Raw genomic sequence first — 15,234 nt, 5'->3', positions numbered from 1 at the left:
CCTGCGAGCGGGCCGGACGTGATGTGGCGCAACTCGGTACCGCCTCACCCCGGCCCCTCGGTAACCTCCTCGACATGAGGATCGGGATTGTCGGCGCGACCGGCCAGGTCGGTGGCGTCATGCGGCAGGTGTTGGCGCAGCGTGAGGTGGCCGTCGACGAGATACGGCTGTTCGCCTCGGCTCGCTCGGCCGGGCGGAATCTGCCCTGGCGCGGCGGTGAGGTCCCGGTCGAGGACGCGGCCACCGCCGACTACGCCGGTTGCGACATCGTGCTGTTCTCCGCCGGCAAGGGCATCTCGAAGGAGCTGGCGCCGCGGGTCGCGGCGGCCGGCGCGACGGTGATCGACAACTCGTCGGCCTGGCGGATGGACCCCGACGTACCGTTGGTGGTCGCCGAGGTGAACCCGCAGGCGGCGGCCGACCGCCCGAAGGGCATCATCGCCAACCCCAACTGCACCACCATGGCGGCGATGCCGGTGTTGCGCCCGCTGCATGCCGAGGCGGGCCTGGTCAGCATGGTGGTGTCGACCTACCAGGCGGTCTCCGGGGCCGGCCTGGCCGGCGTCGCCGAGCTCGACGAGCAGGTCCGCAAGGTGGCCGAGGGTGCGGCGGCGTTGACGTTCGACGGCACCGCGGTCGAGTTTCCGCCGCCCCGCTCGTTCGCCAGACCGGTCGCGTTCAACGTACTGCCGCTGGCCGGTTCGATCGTCGACGACGGCTCGGCGGAGACCGACGAGGAGCAGAAGCTGCGCAACGAGAGCCGCAAGATTCTGGGTGTTCCGGAGCTGCTGGTCAGCGGCACCTGCGTACGGGTGCCGGTCTTCACCGGACACTCCCTGCAGATCAACGCGCGCTTCGCCCGGCCGATCACCCCGCAGCGCGCGCGGCAACTGCTCTCCGGAGCGCCGGGCGTGGCGTTGTCGGACGTGCCGACGCCGCTGCAGGCCGCCGGCCAGGATCCGACGTACGTCGGCCGGATCCGGGCCGACGAAACCGTCGCGCACGGGCTGGCCCTGTTCTGCTCGAACGACAACCTACGCAAGGGCGCGGCCCTCAACGCGGTGCAGATCGCCGAGCTGCTGATCGCCGGCGCGGCTCAGTCGGGCCGGCTCAGTCGGACCGGCTCAGCCGGCCGGCCTGGCTGAGCGAGTCATCCTGCCGCTCGGCCAACAGCAGGGCGGCGTCGTCGTTGGTCTGTCCACCGGCGTGCCGCTGCAGTTCGGCGACGATCCGATCGAGCACTTCCTCGCGATCCGGCAGTTGCAGGCAGGCGATGAGCGGGGTGGCGGCGAGTACGTCGCCGCCACCGTTGCGGGCCTCGACCAGCCCGTCGGTGTAGAGCAGCAGCCGGTCGCCGGGCCGCCAGGGACGGATCAACCGGTGCGGCTGTGGGGCGTCGCGGCGTAGCCCGAGCGGGGGGTAACGATCGGTGGGTTCCAGAATCTCCAGCACGCCGGACACCTGGCGCAGCGCCGGGGCCGGATGTCCACAGTTGATCAGGGTCAGGGTGTCGCCGGAGAGCTCCACCAGCGCGGCGGTGACGAACTGAGCCGGCTGGCCGGTGCCGGCGGCGTCGCGCGACACCGCCTGGTCCAGGTCGGCGGCGACCGCCGCCAGCTCTGGCTGGACGAACGCGGACTGCCGGAACGCTCCCATCACGGTAGCGGCCATCTGCACCGCCTGCAGGCCCTTGCCGCAGGCGTCTCCGATGACCAGCCGGACGCCGTACGGGCTGGCCACCGCGGCGAACAGGTCGCCGCCGACGTTCGCCGCCTCGGAGGCGGACAGATAGCGCGCCGCCAGGGCCACATCGTCCAACCTCGGTGGTGGCGGACGCAGCACGGCGTGCTGGGCGACCTCGGCGATCTCGGTCATCCGCCGCAGCCGGGCCTCCCGCAGGTTGCGCGAGCGGGCGACATAGATCGAGACCACACCGACCGCGAACACGACACTGGTGCGCAGCAGATGGTCAAGGCTGCCGAACACCCCGCTCGGCAACCCGGCGACCAGCGCGACGAAGCAGGCGACCGCCGCCACCGCCGCGGTGCGGCGGGTCTTCTCGATCGCCGCCGCGAACAGCGGGGGGAGGGAGAGAAAGCCCAGGACCACGGCGTTGGTCTGGGTGACGATGTCCACCACGGTGATCGCCGCGATCAGCGCCAGCGCCGCAGGCATCCCGCGCCACCGCTCGGTCCGCGCCAGGAACGTCCAGTCACGCGCGAGGAGCGCCCGGTCAGAAAAACTCGGCGTACGCCAGCCCGCCCGGCGCACCCACACGACCTGCTCCCTACCCGGCACTGCCAGGGCGTCAGCAGGCCGTACTCGCTCCGAGGGTAACCGATCAGGTGCCGGTCGGCTGACCCGTGCGAGCGACGGCCGGCTGACCCGTGTGAGCGTCTGGTTTTCCCGCACCCAGCCCGGGTACCCGGGAGGTGGCGCCGATACCGAGAGGAGTGCGCGATGACGACTGTCGGAGAGTTCATGACCGCCCGGCCGTTCACCATGGACGCGAGTGACCTGCTGACCGCGGCGGCGCGACAGATGCGCGACGCGGACATTGGTGACGTGATCGTCACCAATGATGGCGATATCCGGGGCATCGTGACCGACCGGGACATCACCGTCCGGGCGGTGGCCGCCGAGATGGATCCGGCCAGTACCCAGCTCAGCCAGATTCTCACCGACGACGTGGTGGTGGTTTCGCCGTACGACGACGCGGTCGCCGCCGCGGAACTGATGCGGACCTACTCGGTACGGCGGCTACCGGTGGTCGACGACGGGCGCCTCGTCGGCGTGGTGTCGATGGGTGACCTCGCCGTCGAATGGGAGCCCGACTCGGTGCTCGCCGACATCAGCACCGACGAGCCGAACAACTGACACCGGCGGTGCGGCGGCACCCGGCGAGGGGCGCCGCCGCACCGACCATGCACCGACCGCTCGTTCGGCGGGCGGTGCCGGAACCCTCTGGTGGGTGTCCTCGTGCAGTCCGTCCGGCCTGCGGCGCCGGGACCGGCGGACGAGGGGACACCCGCTTTCCGGATGTCGCGCCGCCGTCACCGGCCGCACACACCCCCTGCCGTTTCGTATCCGATCGGAGATCAGCAATGAGCCGACCGCGCATCGTCATCGTGGGCGCCGGGTTCGCCGGCTACCAGGCCGCCCGTACCCTTTCCCGGCTGGCCCGCGGGGCGGCGGAGATCGTCCTGATCAACCCGACCGACTACTTTCTCTACGTACCGCTGTTGCCGGAGGTGGCCTCCGGCGTGCTGGAGCCACGACGGGTAACCGTCTCGCTACCAGACACGTTGCCCGGGGTCCGGATCGTGCTCGGCGAGATCGACCGGATCGACCTGGCGGATCGGCGGGTCGGCTACGTCGACGGCGACGGATCCCCGGCGGACATGCGATACGACCGGTTGATCGTGTCGATCGGCAGCGTCAACAAGCTGTTGCCGATTCCTGGGGTCGACGAGCACGCACACGGCTTCCGTACCCTGCCGGAGGCGCTCTACCTGCGCGACCACCTCACCCGGCAGATCGAGCTGGCCGACCTCGCCGAGGATCCGGCCGAGCGCGCGGCCCGCTGCACCTTCGTCGTGGTCGGTGCCGGATACACCGGTACGGAGGTCGCCGCGCATTGCGTGAGTGCCACCAAACTGCTGCTGCGACGCCACCCGCGGCTCGCCGGTCAGCAGGTGCGATGGCTGCTGCTGGACCTTGCCGACCGGGTGCTGCCCGAACTCGACGAGCGGATGTCGGCGACCGCGCAGCGGGTGCTCGACTCGCGCGGGGTGCAGACGATGTTCGGCACCTCGGTGGCGGAAGCCACCAGCGACGGTGTCCGGCTGTCCACCGGGGAGTTCGTCGCCAGCCGGTCACTGATCTGGTGCGTCGGGGTGCGACCCGATCCGGTTGTCGACGATCTTGGCCTGGCCACCACCAAGGGCCGGATGGTGGTCGACGAGTTCCTCGCGGTCCCGCAGCATCCGGAGGTGTTCGCCTGCGGCGACGCGGCGGCGGTGCCGGATCCGGGTCGTCCTGGTGAGATCACCCCGATGACCGCCCAGCACGCGGTTCGTCAGGGCCGGCTCGCCGCGCACAACGTCGCCGCCTCGTACGGCCACGGCTCGTTTCGTCCGTACCGGCACAAGGACCTCGGCTTCGCGGTCGACCTCGGTGGGGCGCAGGCGGCGGCCAACCCGCTGCACGTGCCGCTGGCCGGTCCGGTCGCCAAGGCGGTGACCCGCGGCTACCACCTGGCGTCCATCCCGGGCAACCGGGTCCGGGTCGCCGCCGACTGGATGCTGGAATCGCTGCTGTCCCGCCAGGGCGTACAACTCGGGTTGGTGCCGCCGGCCGCGGTCCCGCTGGACACCGCGTCTCCGGAGCTGGTGCAACCGTTGGGGCGTTGACCGTCGGTGTCGGCCGGCGACCTCGCCGGCCGGGTCCAGCTATCAACGGTCGGCCGTCGTCGTTTCCGTCCTGCCCGGCGGGGTAACCGATGGATCAGCAGTGGTCCGCAGCGGAAGCCTGTCGCGGTAGCGGCCTGGAGAGGGAGAACCGTCGCGGTAGCGGCCTGGAGAGGGAGAACCGTCGCGGTAGCGGCCTGGAGAGGGAGAAACTGATGGACATCGGCATCATCGGCGCCGGCAACGTCGGATCCGCCCTGGCCCGCCGACTGACCGAGGTAGGCCACCAGGTGGCACTCTGCGCGTCGAGCCCGGATTCGCCCCGCTTGGCGGAGGCCACCACGGCCACCGGCGTCACCGCGGTCGAGCCCGCCCAGGCCGCCGCTGCCGAGCTGGTGGTGCTGGCCGTCCCATTCGACGGCGTGCCCGACGCGCTGGCCGGCCCAATGGCCGACGCCCTCGCCGGGACCACGGTGATCGACGTGACAAATCCGCTCGATCCAGACCACATGTCACTGCGGATCGGCCATGACACCTCAGCCGCCGAGCAGGTCGCGGCGCGGATACCGGCGGCGAACGTGGTCAAGGCCTTCAACACCGTACTGGCGCCCAATCACGCCCGTCCGGTGCTCGGCGGTGTGCGTCAGTCGGTACCGGTGGCCGGGGACGACCTCGCTGCCAAGAAGACCGTTCAGGAACTGGGCACCCAGCTCGGATTCGATACTGTCGACGCCGGACCGCTGACCAGCGCCCGCTACCTGGAGCCGGTCGCGGCACTGCTCATTCAGGCCGCCTACGGCGGTGGTACCGGTCCTGCGGTGGGATTCGCGCTGGCCCGCGACTGACCGTGCCGTCGCCGCCCTCGGGTCGGATCCGGCGTTCCGGGCCGTATGGTGGATGGGTGTCGTGCGCCGTACCCGGCTGGACGGACGCATCCGCAGAAACCCGAGGAGTATTCGTGACCGTCACTCTGACCGCTGACAGCGCAGGCTCGGTCAACGACTTCAAAGTCGCCGACCTGTCCCTGGCCACCTTCGGTCGCAAGGAGATCGAGCTCGCCGAGCACGAGATGCCCGGCCTGATGGCGCTGCGCCGTGAGTACGCCGCCCAGCAGCCGTTCAAGGGCAAGAAGATCGCCGGCTCGCTGCACATGACCGTACAGACCGCGGTCCTCATCGAGACCCTCACCGCGCTCGGCGCCGACGTCCGCTGGGTCTCCTGCAACATCTTCTCCACCCAGGACCACGCCGCCGCCGCGGTCGTCGTCGGCCCGAACGGCACGGTCGACGACCCGCAGGGCGTCGCGGTGTACGCCTGGAAGGGTGAGACCCTCGACGAGTACTGGTGGTGCACCGAGCAGATGCTCACCTGGCCGGACGGCACCGGGCCGGACTCGATCGTCGACGACGGCGGTGACGTGACGCTGCTCGTCCACCTCGGCAAGCAGTTCGAGGCGGCCGGCGCGGTGCCCTCGACCGCGGAGTCCGACTCGGTGGAGTACGGCATCATCCTGGAGACGCTGCGGGCGTCACTGGCCGCCGACCCGACCAGGTACACCGAGATGGCCAAGTCGATCATCGGTGTCTCGGAGGAGACGACCACCGGCGTCAACCGCCTGTACGAGCTGGCGCGCGAGGGCAACCTGCTGTTCCCGGCGATCAACGTCAACGACTCGGTGACCAAGAGCAAGTTCGACAACAAGTACGGCATCCGCCACTCGCTGGTCGACGGCATCAACCGGGCCACCGACGTGATGATCGCCGGCAAGCTCACGGTGATCTGCGGCTACGGCGATGTCGGCAAGGGCGCGGTGGAGTCGCTGCGCGGCCAGGGTGCCCGGGTCGTGGTGACCGAGATCGACCCGATCTGTGCCCTGCAGGCGGCGATGGACGGCCTCGACGTGGTGACCCTGGACGACGTCGTCGAGCGCGGCGACATCTTCATCACCACGACCGGCAACAAGGACATCATCCTGGCCGATCACATGGCCAGGATGAAGCACAACGCGATCGTGGGCAACGTCGGCCACTTCGACAACGAGATCGACATGGCCGGCCTGGCGAGGGTGCCGGGGATCGAGAGGATCAACATCAAGCCGCAGGTCGACGAGTGGCGCTTCCCCGACGGGCACTCGGTGCTCGTGCTGTCCGAGGGCCGCCTGCTCAACCTGGGTAACGCCACCGGCCATCCGAGCTTCGTGATGTCCACGTCGTTCTCCAACCAGGTGATCGCCCAGGTGGAGCTCTACACCAAGATCGGCGAGTACGGCAAGCAGGTCTACGTACTGCCCAAGCACCTCGACGAAAAGGTCGCGCGGCTGCACCTCGACGCGTTCGGCGCCAAGCTGACCGTGCTGACCAAGGCCCAGGCGGACTACATCGGCGTCGACGTGGCCGGCCCGTACAAGCCGGACCACTACCGCTACTGATCGCTGTCACGATCTTGGGCTTATCGAGAACTTTGTCCGATACGTCCATCGATAAGCCCAAGATCGCCGGAAGGTCGGCTGGTGGATCAGGCGGCCAGGCCGAGGGCTTGCGCGGCGGCTCGGCCGTTGGCGTGGCTGGCGCCGTAGGTGGTGACGAACGCCCGTACCCCGGTCGGTCGCCAGGCCGACGGCCAGCCCATCTCGACCACGAACACGGCGTGCCGGGCGGCGAGCCGGTGTACCAGCTCGGGCGCGCCGGGCACCCGATGGATGTGCCGGCCGACCAGCACCAGCGGCCGGCCGGCGGCGGCCGCCGCGATCGTGTCGGCGCCCACCTCCGCCGGTACGATCCGGAGCAGTTCGGTGCCGGGCAGATGCGGGCCGAGCCCCCAGGGCACCCGGCCTTCGGCGATCGTCGAACCGGCGGTCATCTGCACGACGAGCGCGGACGCCAGTCCGTCGAGGGAACCTTCCACCCGGACCGCGCGCCGCGCGACCGCGTACCCGAGATCGGTCGGTCCGGCCGGCGTCACCGGACCGGGGCGGACGGCGGCGGCGAGCGCCGCCACCCGCTCAGCCGCCTGCTCGACCCGTTCGAGCGGCAGCGTCCGGTCGGCGACCGCCGCTGCGATCCCCGTCGCGACCTGTTGCACCAGGGCATGATCCACCCGCGCGCCGATACAGAGCAGGTCGGCGCCGGCGGCCAGCGCGGCGACGGCCGCCGGCACGATCCCACCGGCGGCAAGGGTGGCGCCACGCATCTCCAGCGCGTCCGTGACGACGACGCCGGTGAATCCGTACTCCTGACGGAGCAGCCCGGTCAGCGTGGCCGGGCTGAGCGTGGCCGGCAGGTCGCCGGTGAGCGCGGGAACCCGGATGTGCGCGGTCATGATCGCCGGAACGTCGGCGCCGACGACCGCGGCGAACGGCGGTAGATCCCGGTCGCGCAGCACCGCCAAGGGTACGTCCACCGTAGGTAACTCCAGGTGCGAGTCGGTGACCGTCGCGCCGTGGCCGGGGAAGTGCTTCGCGCAGCTGGCGACGCCGGCGTCGGCCAGCCCGGTGACCGCCGCCGCGGCGTGCACGGCGACCCGGGCGGGATCGGCGCCGAACGAGCGGGTCCCGATGATCGGGTTGTCGTCGACGGTGTTCACGTCCACCGTCGGGGCGAGGTTGAGATTGGCGCCGCAACCGGCCAGCTCGTCGCCGATCGCCCGGTAGACCCGGCGGGTGAGCGCCGGGTCGTCGACCGCGCCGAGGGCGGCGTTGCCCGGGTACGGACTGCCGGTGGCGTGTGCCAGCCGGGTGACGTCGCCACCCTCCTCGTCGATGGCGACGAGTACGTCGGGACGCGCCGCGCGCAACGCGGCGGTCGTCGCGGCTATCTGCGCCGGATCGGTGATGTTGCCACCGAACAGAGTGTGCCCGGCGAGCCCGTCGCCCACCAGGTCGATCGCCCATTGCGGCACCGTGGTGCCGGGGAACGCGGCCAGCAGGGTACGCAGCGCCAGGCTGCGCAGACCCGGATCGATCGGCACGGTTTCTCCCTCCGTGACGCCTTCGGCGGTCCGAGTGTCGCACCGCGAAAGGCACAGTCGTTGCCGTTGGAGTGCCGGGTCGTGGGACCGCTGAGGGTGTGCGCGGCCACTACGCTACGGCTACTAAGGTTCACAAAGATAATAGTTAAGTTTCCTAAATGCTAGAGGACGACATATGGGTTCCCCGCGCCTGCCCGGCACGCCCCGGTTGCTGCGAGCGCTCAACGACCGGGCCGCGCTGGAGCTGCTCATCGCCCGTGGGCCGTTGACCCGGGCACAGCTGGGCGAACTGACCGGACTGTCCAAGGTGACCGCCTCGCAACTGGTCGAGCGGCTCGAAGGACGGGGACTGGTCACCCGGGTCGGCGAACAGGCCGGCGGGCGGGGGCCCAACGCCCAGCTGTACGCGGTCGAACCGGGCAGCGCGCACGTGGTGGGGGTCGATGTCGGGCCGGACCGGGTGGTCGCCGCCTGCGCCGACATCACCGGAGCGGTGATCGGCCGGGTCGAACAGTCCACCAGAGACACCGACGATCCGGTCGGTGTCGTGCACAACGCCGTCGTCCAGGCGGCCACCAGCGCGGACACGCAGCTGGCCAGCGTGCGACGGGTGGTGCTGGGCACGCCGGGTCTGGTCGACCCGGGCACCGGGGACATCACCTTCGCGTACAACCTGCCGCGCTGGCACCGAGGTCTGCTCGCCGCGCTACGCGAGGACCTCGACACCACGGTGGTCTTCGAAAACGATGTCAACCTCGCCGCCGTCGCCGAGGCGCACGCCGGCGCCGCCCGCGACGACAAGGACTTCGTCCTGGTCTGGGCTGGCGTCGGCGTCGGCCTGGCGATCATGCTCGGCGGCCGGCTGCACCACGGCAGCACCGGTGCCGCCGGTGAGATCGGCTACCTGCCGGTGCCCGGCGCGCCGATCCCGCGTGACGTGTCCCGCCGGGCGAAGCCCGCCTTCCAGCAGCTCGCCGGGGCCGACGCGGTCCGTGCGGTAGCCCGTGAGCACGGCTTCCGGGCGGCCAGCGCGGGTGAGGCGGTGCACGCGGCGATCGCCGCCGGTACCCGTGGCGGACCGCTGCTCGACGAGCTGGCCCGCCGGCTCGCGCTCGGTGTCGCCAGCTCATGCGTGGTGCTCGACCCGCCGCTGGTCGTGCTCACCGGCGAGGTCGGCGTGGCGGGCGGCAGCGCGCTCGCCGAACGGGTGCAGCACGAGGTCGCCGCGATCACCCTGGTCGCCCCACGGGTCGTGGTCACCGGAGTGACCGACGAGCCGGTGCTGCAGGGGGCGCTGCGGATCGCGCTGGACGCGGTCCGCGACGAGGTCTTCGGCTCCACCGTGGTCTGACCACGGCGGTCGTGTCGAGCCGGCCACACCCCGCCCGGCCACCCCCGCCCGGCCAGGCGGGACGGTCCGCCGGCCGGCGTGGTTGGATGGTCCGGTGCCTACCGTTGCTGACGACCTCGTGATCGAGCTCGACGGGGTGGGAGTCACCCGCTCCGGCACGGCCCTGCTGCAGGGCATCACGCTGCAGGTGCGTCCCGACGAGCGCTGGGTGGTGCTCGGCCCCAACGGCGCGGGCAAGACCACTCTGCTCAGCCTCGCCGCAGCCCGGCTGCATCCCACCACCGGCACCGTCCGGGTGCTCGGCGAGCAGCTCGGTCGGACCGACGTGGCCGAGCTGCGTACCCGGATCGGGCTGTCCACGGCCGCGCTGGCCGAGCGGATCCCGGGCACCGAACGGGTGCTGGACGTGGTGCTCACCGCGGCCTGGTCGGTGGTGGGGCGGTGGCGGGAACGGTACGACGTGATCGATGAGGCCCAGGCCCGGGCGCTGCTCGGGCAGTTCGGCGTCGGCGCGTTCGCCGAGCGGAGCTACGGCACCCTGTCCGAGGGGGAGCGCAAGCGGGTGCAGATCGCCCGCGCCATGATGACGGATCCGGAGCTGCTGCTGCTCGACGAACCGGCCGCCGGACTCGACCTGGGCGGCCGGGAGGAGTTGGTCGCCCGGCTCGGCCAACTCGCCCGGGATCCGCAGGCCCCGGCGTTGGTGCTGGTCACCCATCACGTGGAAGAGATTCCGCCGGGCTTCACCCACGCGTTGCTGTTGCGTGAGGGCGCGATCGTCGCCGCCGGTCCGCTCGCCGAGACGATCACCGGCGAGCAGCTGTCGAAGACGTTCGGTCTGCCGTTGGTGGTCGACCGGGCGGGCGAGCGCTTCGCCGCCCGCGCCGCCTGAGGCGGTCCGGATGGCCCGGCGGGACGGAAGCCGGCTGTCGCGGCCGGACGGAAGCCGGCTGTCGCGGCCACGGATCGCCGTGGTGGGCAGCGCGAACATGGATCTGGTCGCGACCGCGCCGCGGCTGCCGCAGCCGGGCGAGACCCTGCTCGGCAGCGACTTCGTGACCGTGCCGGGTGGCAAGGGCGCCAACCAGGCCATCGCTGCGGCGCGAGCCGGCGGCGACTGCGTGTTTCTGGGCGCGGTCGGCTCCGACTCGTTCGGGGTGACCCTCACCGGCCGGATCGCACGTTCCGGAGTGGACACCAGCCAGCTGCGGGTGGTGTACGGGCCCTCCGGCGTCGCGGTCGTGATGGTCAACGCGGCCGGTGAAAACGCGATCGTGGTCACCCCCGGCGCCAATGCCGCGTTCCACGGGTTGACCGAGCCGGAGCTGGCTGCGGTGCGGCGGGCGGACGTGCTGGTGGCACAGCTGGAGATCCCGTTGGAGACGGTGCAGGCCGCCGCGTCGGCGGCTCGCGACGCGGGCACCCGGGTGGTGCTCAACGCGGCGCCGGCCCGGCAGTTGCCAGCCGAGCTGCTCGACCTCGTCGACCTGCTGGTGGTCAACGAGGTGGAGGCCCGCGCGATCGCCGGGGCCGCAGGTGAGGATCCGACGGCGCTGTTGTCGGTGGTACCCCGTGCGGTGCTCACACTCGGCGCGCGGGGCGCCTGGTTCGTCGACCGGGACGGCCCGGCCCACCACGTGCCCGCTTTCGTGGTGGCGACGGTCGACTCGACCGCGGCCGGGGACGCGTTCACCGGTGCGCTCGCGGTGGCCTGGGGCGAGGGCCGGGACCTGGGGTCGGCGGTGCGTTGGGCGTCGGCGGCCGGTGCGGCCTGCGTACGTCGGCTCGGCGCCTCGGTATCGCTGCCCGAGCGGGCCGAGATCGACGCGTTGGCGGCCGACGTGGAGTGATCCTGCGGTCGCGTCGCTGCCCCGCCGCTGCCCAGCCGTCTGGGTGGGCCGGCGGTGAAACCGGACGTCAGGTGGCGCGGATGCGGGATGATCAGGATATGCGAGTCATTCTCAATCTGCTCTGGCTCTTCTTCGGCGGCGGCATCGTGCTCGGCATCGCGTACGGCATCGCGGCGCTGGTCTGTTTCGTACTGATCGTCACGATCCCGTTCGGGGTGGCGTCACTGCGACTGGCCTACTACTCGTTGTGGCCGTTCGGCCGCACACTGGTCGCCAAGCCGGGTGCCGGCATCGGGTCCGGGCTGGCGAACATTCTCTGGGTGCTGCTGGCCGGCTGGTGGTTGGCGCTCACCCACATCGTCACCGGGGTCACCCTGTGCCTGACCGTCATCGGCATCCCGTTCGGCCTCGCCAACTTCAAGCTGGTCCCGGCTGCGTTCTGGCCGCTCGGCCGAGAGGTCGTCGACGTGGCGGACCTGCGCCGGCCGAACCTGGCCCCGGCCTGACCCGGGCGACGCCGGGCGGTTTCGCCCGAGCCCCGTCGGCGTGCGCGAGCCCGTCCCCGGCCGCCAGGACCAGGATCAGGCCGACGGCCTCGTATCGTCGTCGTCGGCTGCCTGGACATCCTGTTGAACCTCGCCACTGCCGGTGTAGAAGGCGGTGGTCCGGGCCGCCGCGGCGGTCGCCTGTCCAGGATCGGTGCCTGCCGCCACGCTGGCCTGCCGCCACTGATCGCTGCTGCGGGCGATGAACCGCTGTCCCTGCGCCGAGGCGGCCCAGGCCTCGCCGGCCTGTGGGTCGACCAGGACGTCCGGTGCCGACAGGTGCAACGTCAACCCGACCAGCGCCAGGTCCCAGCCGACTCCGGTGGCGCCCGGCCCGAACTGCTCCCACCGGGTGTCGTCGATGTGCGCCACGTGTTCAAGCTCGAACCTGGTCTGGCCGTCGGCCAGCGGGGCGAGGCGTACTTCGATCCAGCTCACCTCGCCGCCGAACTCCCAGGTGGCGGCGAAGCTCTTCGGCGGGTCGCAGCGTTCGACGACGCCGCCGGCGTTGCTTTCGAGTTGGTACCGACCGTGCAGGCGCAAGTCCCCGGACACCGGCATGAACCAGCGGGGGATCCGTTCCGGGTTGGTACAGGCGTCCCAGACGTCCTCGACGGCGGCCGGGTACGTCTGGGCGATGGTCTGCACGCGGGCGGTTCCGGCTTCGAGCACCCGGCTGCCGAGACGCCGTTGCACGGTGCTGATCTGCTGGTCGATGTCGATCACGACTGCTCCTTGACATGGTCTGCGGCCGGACCGGACCGGCCGGCCAGCCGGCAGATTATCAGTGGTGTCTTATATAAGCTAGCCCTGTCACTAGAAGCGGGTGCCGGCCGGTGCGGTACCGGCGCGGATCACGGCTCCTGAGCCGGTACCTGTTCGTCCTCGCCGAGCCGGTCAGCGCCGCGTCGGCGCAGCATCCGCAGCCCGGGAATGCCGGCCACCGCCAGCTTCAGGTCCCGGGTCACCTCCAGCAGGCTGTGGATGTCCGGGCCGACCCGATCCAGGGTGGCCAGGATCGGCAGGATGTCCGACTGGATGTGTCGGGTGAGCCGGGGCAGCTCGTCGACCAGCTCGATCGCCGCGACGACCTCGTCCTCGCTCAACTGCTCGATGAAGTGCCGGGCCATCGGCGCACCTCGGCGTAGGGTCGGTTCGTACTCGTCCAGCAGATCGGTCGCCTGGGCGGCGATCTGCTCGCTGCGTCCCACCACCCGGCTCGCGCCGACCGCCACCCGGTCCGCGTCGGTGAGCAGTTGCTCCGCGGCCGCCGCCACCCGGGTCGCCGCCTCCACCGCGGCCGTCGCCGCGGCGGCGATGACCTCGACCCGGCGGGTCGCCTCCTCGGTCTCCTCGACAACCAGCTCGCTGCGCTGCAGCAACGTCTCGACCCGGTCGACCACCGCGCCGACCCGTTGCACCAGGGCTTCGATCTCGTCCAGCACGGCGAACGCCCGCGACGGCACCCCGGCGTAGCCGGCGGCGAGTCGGCCGGCCTGGGCGAGAAGCCCGCCCGCTGGTGCCAGCACCCGCCCGGCCGCGCGGGCGGCGACGTCGGCCGCCGTCGCGGCCATGGTCCGGGTGACGGCGGCGAGATCGGCAGGCAGCGGCAGTCGCATCAACCCATTGTGCGCCGCGCCGACGAGCGCCGCTGGGCACCTGGACCGGGCAGGCCGGCCGCCGTACGCGCCGCGACCGGCCTCGCTCTGGCCGGCCCGGCCTTGGCTGGTCCGGCCTTGGCCGGCGGTTCGGCGGACCGCGCGGAGCGCGGCGAGTGCGCGGGGCGGGCGTCCAGCGCGGCTTCGACCGCCCGGCGCAGTGCCCGCTGGATGCGTCCCATCCGCAACGCGTCCCGGCTGGCCACCAGCAGGATCGGAGTGCCGCGCACCTCGGCCCAGAGCTCCAGGACGTACGCGCCGCGGTCGTAGGAATCGTCCAGCAACCCGAGCAACAGGTCGGCCAGCGGCACGATGGCGAGTCCGACCAGGATGGAGCCGCCGACCAGAGCAATCGTGACGCTTGTCGACGCGTCGATGGTCAGCGCGGTGACCAGACCGATGATCGCGGTGGCCACCGGCGCGACGAACGCGACACCGACCATGCCGCGGCCGGCCAGGGCACCCCATGAGCGGGCGCCCCGACGGTGCCAGATCCGGGTCAGCTCGGCAAGGGGATAGACCTGCTCACCCACCCGGATCTCAGCGCTGGTAACTCGTACGGATTTGTCATCGTAATAGGTGATCATCCGCCCGCCCATCGTCGCGTTGTGGATCACGTTACCCACTGTCCGGGGTTACCCGTAGGCTGTCTCACAACCCGACACCGGAGGTCTGCCGTGGACGAGTTGGTACGTGTCGAGATCGATGGCGGGATCGCCACCGTCCGGTTGGACCGGCCGCCGATGAACGCGCTCAACACGGCCGTGCAGGAGCAGTTGCGCGCCGTGGCGCAGGCGCTCACCGACGACCCCGAGGTGCGGGCGGTCGTGGTGTACGGCGGCGAGAAGGTCTTCGCCGCCGGTGCCGACATCAAGGAGATGGCCGACATGTCGTACGTGGCGATGTCGACCCGGGCCGCCAACCTCTCCAGCGCCTTCGACGCCGTCGCCAGGATCCCCAAGCCGGTGGTCGCCGCGATCACCGGCTACGCCCTCGGCGGTGGCTGCGAACTGGCGCTGGCCTGCGACTGGCGGGTGGTGGCCGACGACGCCAAGCTCGGCCAGCCCGAGATCAAGCTCGGGGTGATCCCCGGTGCCGGCGGCACGCAGCGCCTGGCCCGGCTGGTCGGTCCGGCGCGGGCCAAGGACATCATCTTCACCGGCCGGATGGTCGACGCCGCCGAGGCGCGTCAGATCGGCCTGGCCGACCGGGTGGTGCCGGCCGATCAGGTGTACGCCAGCGCGCTCGACCTGGTCCGGCCCTTCGTCACCGGTCCGGCCCAGGCCCTGCGGGCGGCGAAGCTGGCCATCGACGGTGGTCTGGACCGGGACCTGGCCGCCGGGCTGGCCTGGGAGAGCCAGCTGTTCGCCGGGCTGTTCGCCACCGCCGATCGCACCGAGGGCATGGCCGCCTTCGTGGCCAAGCGCAGGCCCGACTTCACCGGCCGGTAGAGCG

The 15,234-nt window shown here is 71.5% G+C and carries 15 protein-coding genes; 10 read left to right on the top strand and 5 right to left on the bottom strand.

Annotated elements, in window-relative coordinates; translation table 11 throughout:
• Nucleotides 1–74: 74 nt before the first annotated feature.
• Nucleotides 75–1,145, top strand: a complete 1,071-nt coding sequence (locus ACN27F_RS09395) for an aspartate-semialdehyde dehydrogenase (RefSeq protein ID WP_421432500.1) — start codon at nt 75–77, stop codon at nt 1,143–1,145.
• On the opposite strand, the gene ACN27F_RS09390 is transcribed toward ACN27F_RS09395, so the two are convergent.
• Nucleotides 1,111–2,277 (bottom strand): PP2C family protein-serine/threonine phosphatase, encoded by a 1,167-nt coding sequence (locus tag ACN27F_RS09390; protein ID WP_421432497.1) that lies wholly within the window; start codon nt 2,275–2,277, stop codon nt 1,111–1,113. The genes ACN27F_RS09395 and ACN27F_RS09390 overlap by 35 nt on opposite strands.
• A 183-nt stretch (nt 2,278–2,460) precedes the next feature.
• Here ACN27F_RS09390 and ACN27F_RS09385 point away from each other — a divergent pair, with 183 nt between their 5' ends.
• From ACN27F_RS09385 to ahcY, 4 genes are all read left to right on the top strand, one after another.
• On the top strand, nt 2,461–2,877 hold the full coding sequence (locus ACN27F_RS09385; RefSeq protein WP_421432494.1) for a CBS domain-containing protein: 417 nt from the start codon (nt 2,461–2,463) through the stop codon (nt 2,875–2,877).
• A 227-nt stretch (nt 2,878–3,104) separates the two neighbouring features.
• Nucleotides 3,105–4,412 (top strand): NAD(P)/FAD-dependent oxidoreductase, encoded by a 1,308-nt coding sequence (locus ACN27F_RS09380; protein WP_421432492.1) that lies wholly within the window; start codon nt 3,105–3,107, stop codon nt 4,410–4,412.
• A gap of 212 nt (nt 4,413–4,624) precedes the next feature.
• A complete protein-coding gene (locus tag ACN27F_RS09375) occupies nt 4,625–5,254 on the top strand; it encodes an NADPH-dependent F420 reductase (protein WP_421432490.1) in 630 nt (209 codons plus the stop codon).
• Nucleotides 5,255–5,367: 113 nt separating this feature from the next.
• Nucleotides 5,368–6,837, top strand: coding sequence for an adenosylhomocysteinase (gene ahcY / locus ACN27F_RS09370; RefSeq protein ID WP_421432487.1), 1,470 nt, complete (start codon nt 5,368–5,370; stop codon nt 6,835–6,837).
• A gap of 86 nt (nt 6,838–6,923) precedes the next feature.
• Here ahcY and ACN27F_RS09365 read toward each other — a convergent pair whose 3' ends face one another.
• Entirely contained in the window at nt 6,924–8,375 is a 1,452-nt protein-coding gene (locus ACN27F_RS09365) for a glycoside hydrolase family 3 N-terminal domain-containing protein (protein WP_421432484.1), read from the bottom strand.
• 175 nt (nt 8,376–8,550) lie between these two features.
• Between ACN27F_RS09365 and ACN27F_RS09360 the strand changes: the two genes are divergently transcribed.
• The 4 genes from ACN27F_RS09360 to ACN27F_RS09345 all read left to right on the top strand — a co-directional run bounded on the left by ACN27F_RS09360 (nt 8,551) and on the right by ACN27F_RS09345 (nt 12,082).
• A complete protein-coding gene (locus tag ACN27F_RS09360) occupies nt 8,551–9,726 on the top strand; it encodes an ROK family transcriptional regulator (RefSeq protein WP_421432482.1) in 1,176 nt (391 codons plus the stop codon).
• 94 nt (nt 9,727–9,820) lie between these two features.
• On the top strand, nt 9,821–10,618 hold the full coding sequence (locus ACN27F_RS09355; RefSeq protein WP_421432479.1) for an ABC transporter ATP-binding protein: 798 nt from the start codon (nt 9,821–9,823) through the stop codon (nt 10,616–10,618).
• Nucleotides 10,619–10,628: 10 nt separating this feature from the next.
• Nucleotides 10,629–11,576, top strand: coding sequence for a ribokinase (locus ACN27F_RS09350; RefSeq protein ID WP_421432476.1), 948 nt, complete (start codon nt 10,629–10,631; stop codon nt 11,574–11,576).
• A gap of 98 nt (nt 11,577–11,674) precedes the next feature.
• Nucleotides 11,675–12,082, top strand: coding sequence for a YccF domain-containing protein (locus tag ACN27F_RS09345; protein ID WP_421432474.1), 408 nt, complete (start codon nt 11,675–11,677; stop codon nt 12,080–12,082).
• A 75-nt stretch (nt 12,083–12,157) separates the two neighbouring features.
• On the opposite strand, the gene ACN27F_RS09340 is transcribed toward ACN27F_RS09345, so the two are convergent.
• From ACN27F_RS09340 to ACN27F_RS09330, 3 genes are all read right to left on the bottom strand, one after another.
• Nucleotides 12,158–12,847, bottom strand: a complete 690-nt coding sequence (locus ACN27F_RS09340) for an SRPBCC family protein (RefSeq protein WP_421432471.1) — start codon at nt 12,845–12,847, stop codon at nt 12,158–12,160.
• A 128-nt stretch (nt 12,848–12,975) separates the two neighbouring features.
• The gene (locus ACN27F_RS09335; RefSeq protein ID WP_421432469.1) at nt 12,976–13,740 is read right to left on the bottom strand and encodes a hypothetical protein; all 765 of its coding nucleotides are present in this window, start codon (nt 13,738–13,740) and stop codon (nt 12,976–12,978) included.
• The gene (locus ACN27F_RS09330) at nt 13,740–14,396 is read right to left on the bottom strand and encodes a DUF6232 family protein (RefSeq protein ID WP_421432466.1); all 657 of its coding nucleotides are present in this window, start codon (nt 14,394–14,396) and stop codon (nt 13,740–13,742) included. Before ACN27F_RS09330 ends, ACN27F_RS09335 begins: the two co-directional genes overlap by 1 nt.
• A 60-nt stretch (nt 14,397–14,456) precedes the next feature.
• Between ACN27F_RS09330 and ACN27F_RS09325 the strand changes: the two genes are divergently transcribed.
• Nucleotides 14,457–15,230: an enoyl-CoA hydratase/isomerase family protein gene (locus ACN27F_RS09325; RefSeq protein ID WP_421432463.1), complete on the top strand. Its 774-nt coding sequence runs from the start codon at nt 14,457–14,459 to the stop codon at nt 15,228–15,230.
• Nucleotides 15,231–15,234 lie beyond the last annotated feature (4 nt).

The organism is Solwaraspora sp. WMMB335 (genome assembly GCF_049179075.1).
In the GTDB taxonomy this organism is placed as follows: Bacteria; Actinomycetota; Actinomycetes; order Mycobacteriales; family Micromonosporaceae; genus Micromonospora_E.
The sequence above is the reverse complement of the archived record's forward strand: the minus strand, read 5'-3'. Positions and strand labels throughout refer to the sequence as shown.

Excerpts from the sequence above, each read along its gene's own strand:
- ACN27F_RS09395 (WP_421432500.1), top strand. The coding sequence starts at position 75 with ATGAGGATCGGGATTGTCGGCGCGACCGGCCAGGTCGGTGGCGTCATG.
- ACN27F_RS09385 (WP_421432494.1), top strand. The coding sequence starts at position 2,461 with ATGACGACTGTCGGAGAGTTCATGACCGCCCGGCCGTTCACCATGGAC.
- ACN27F_RS09380 (WP_421432492.1), top strand. The coding sequence starts at position 3,105 with ATGAGCCGACCGCGCATCGTCATCGTGGGCGCCGGGTTCGCCGGCTAC.
- ACN27F_RS09375 (WP_421432490.1), top strand. The coding sequence starts at position 4,625 with ATGGACATCGGCATCATCGGCGCCGGCAACGTCGGATCCGCCCTGGCC.
- ACN27F_RS09360 (WP_421432482.1), top strand. The coding sequence starts at position 8,551 with ATGGGTTCCCCGCGCCTGCCCGGCACGCCCCGGTTGCTGCGAGCGCTC.
- ACN27F_RS09350 (WP_421432476.1), top strand. The coding sequence starts at position 10,629 with ATGGCCCGGCGGGACGGAAGCCGGCTGTCGCGGCCGGACGGAAGCCGG.
- ACN27F_RS09345 (WP_421432474.1), top strand. The coding sequence starts at position 11,675 with ATGCGAGTCATTCTCAATCTGCTCTGGCTCTTCTTCGGCGGCGGCATC.
- ACN27F_RS09335 (WP_421432469.1), bottom strand. The coding sequence starts at position 13,740 with ATGCGACTGCCGCTGCCTGCCGATCTCGCCGCCGTCACCCGGACCATG.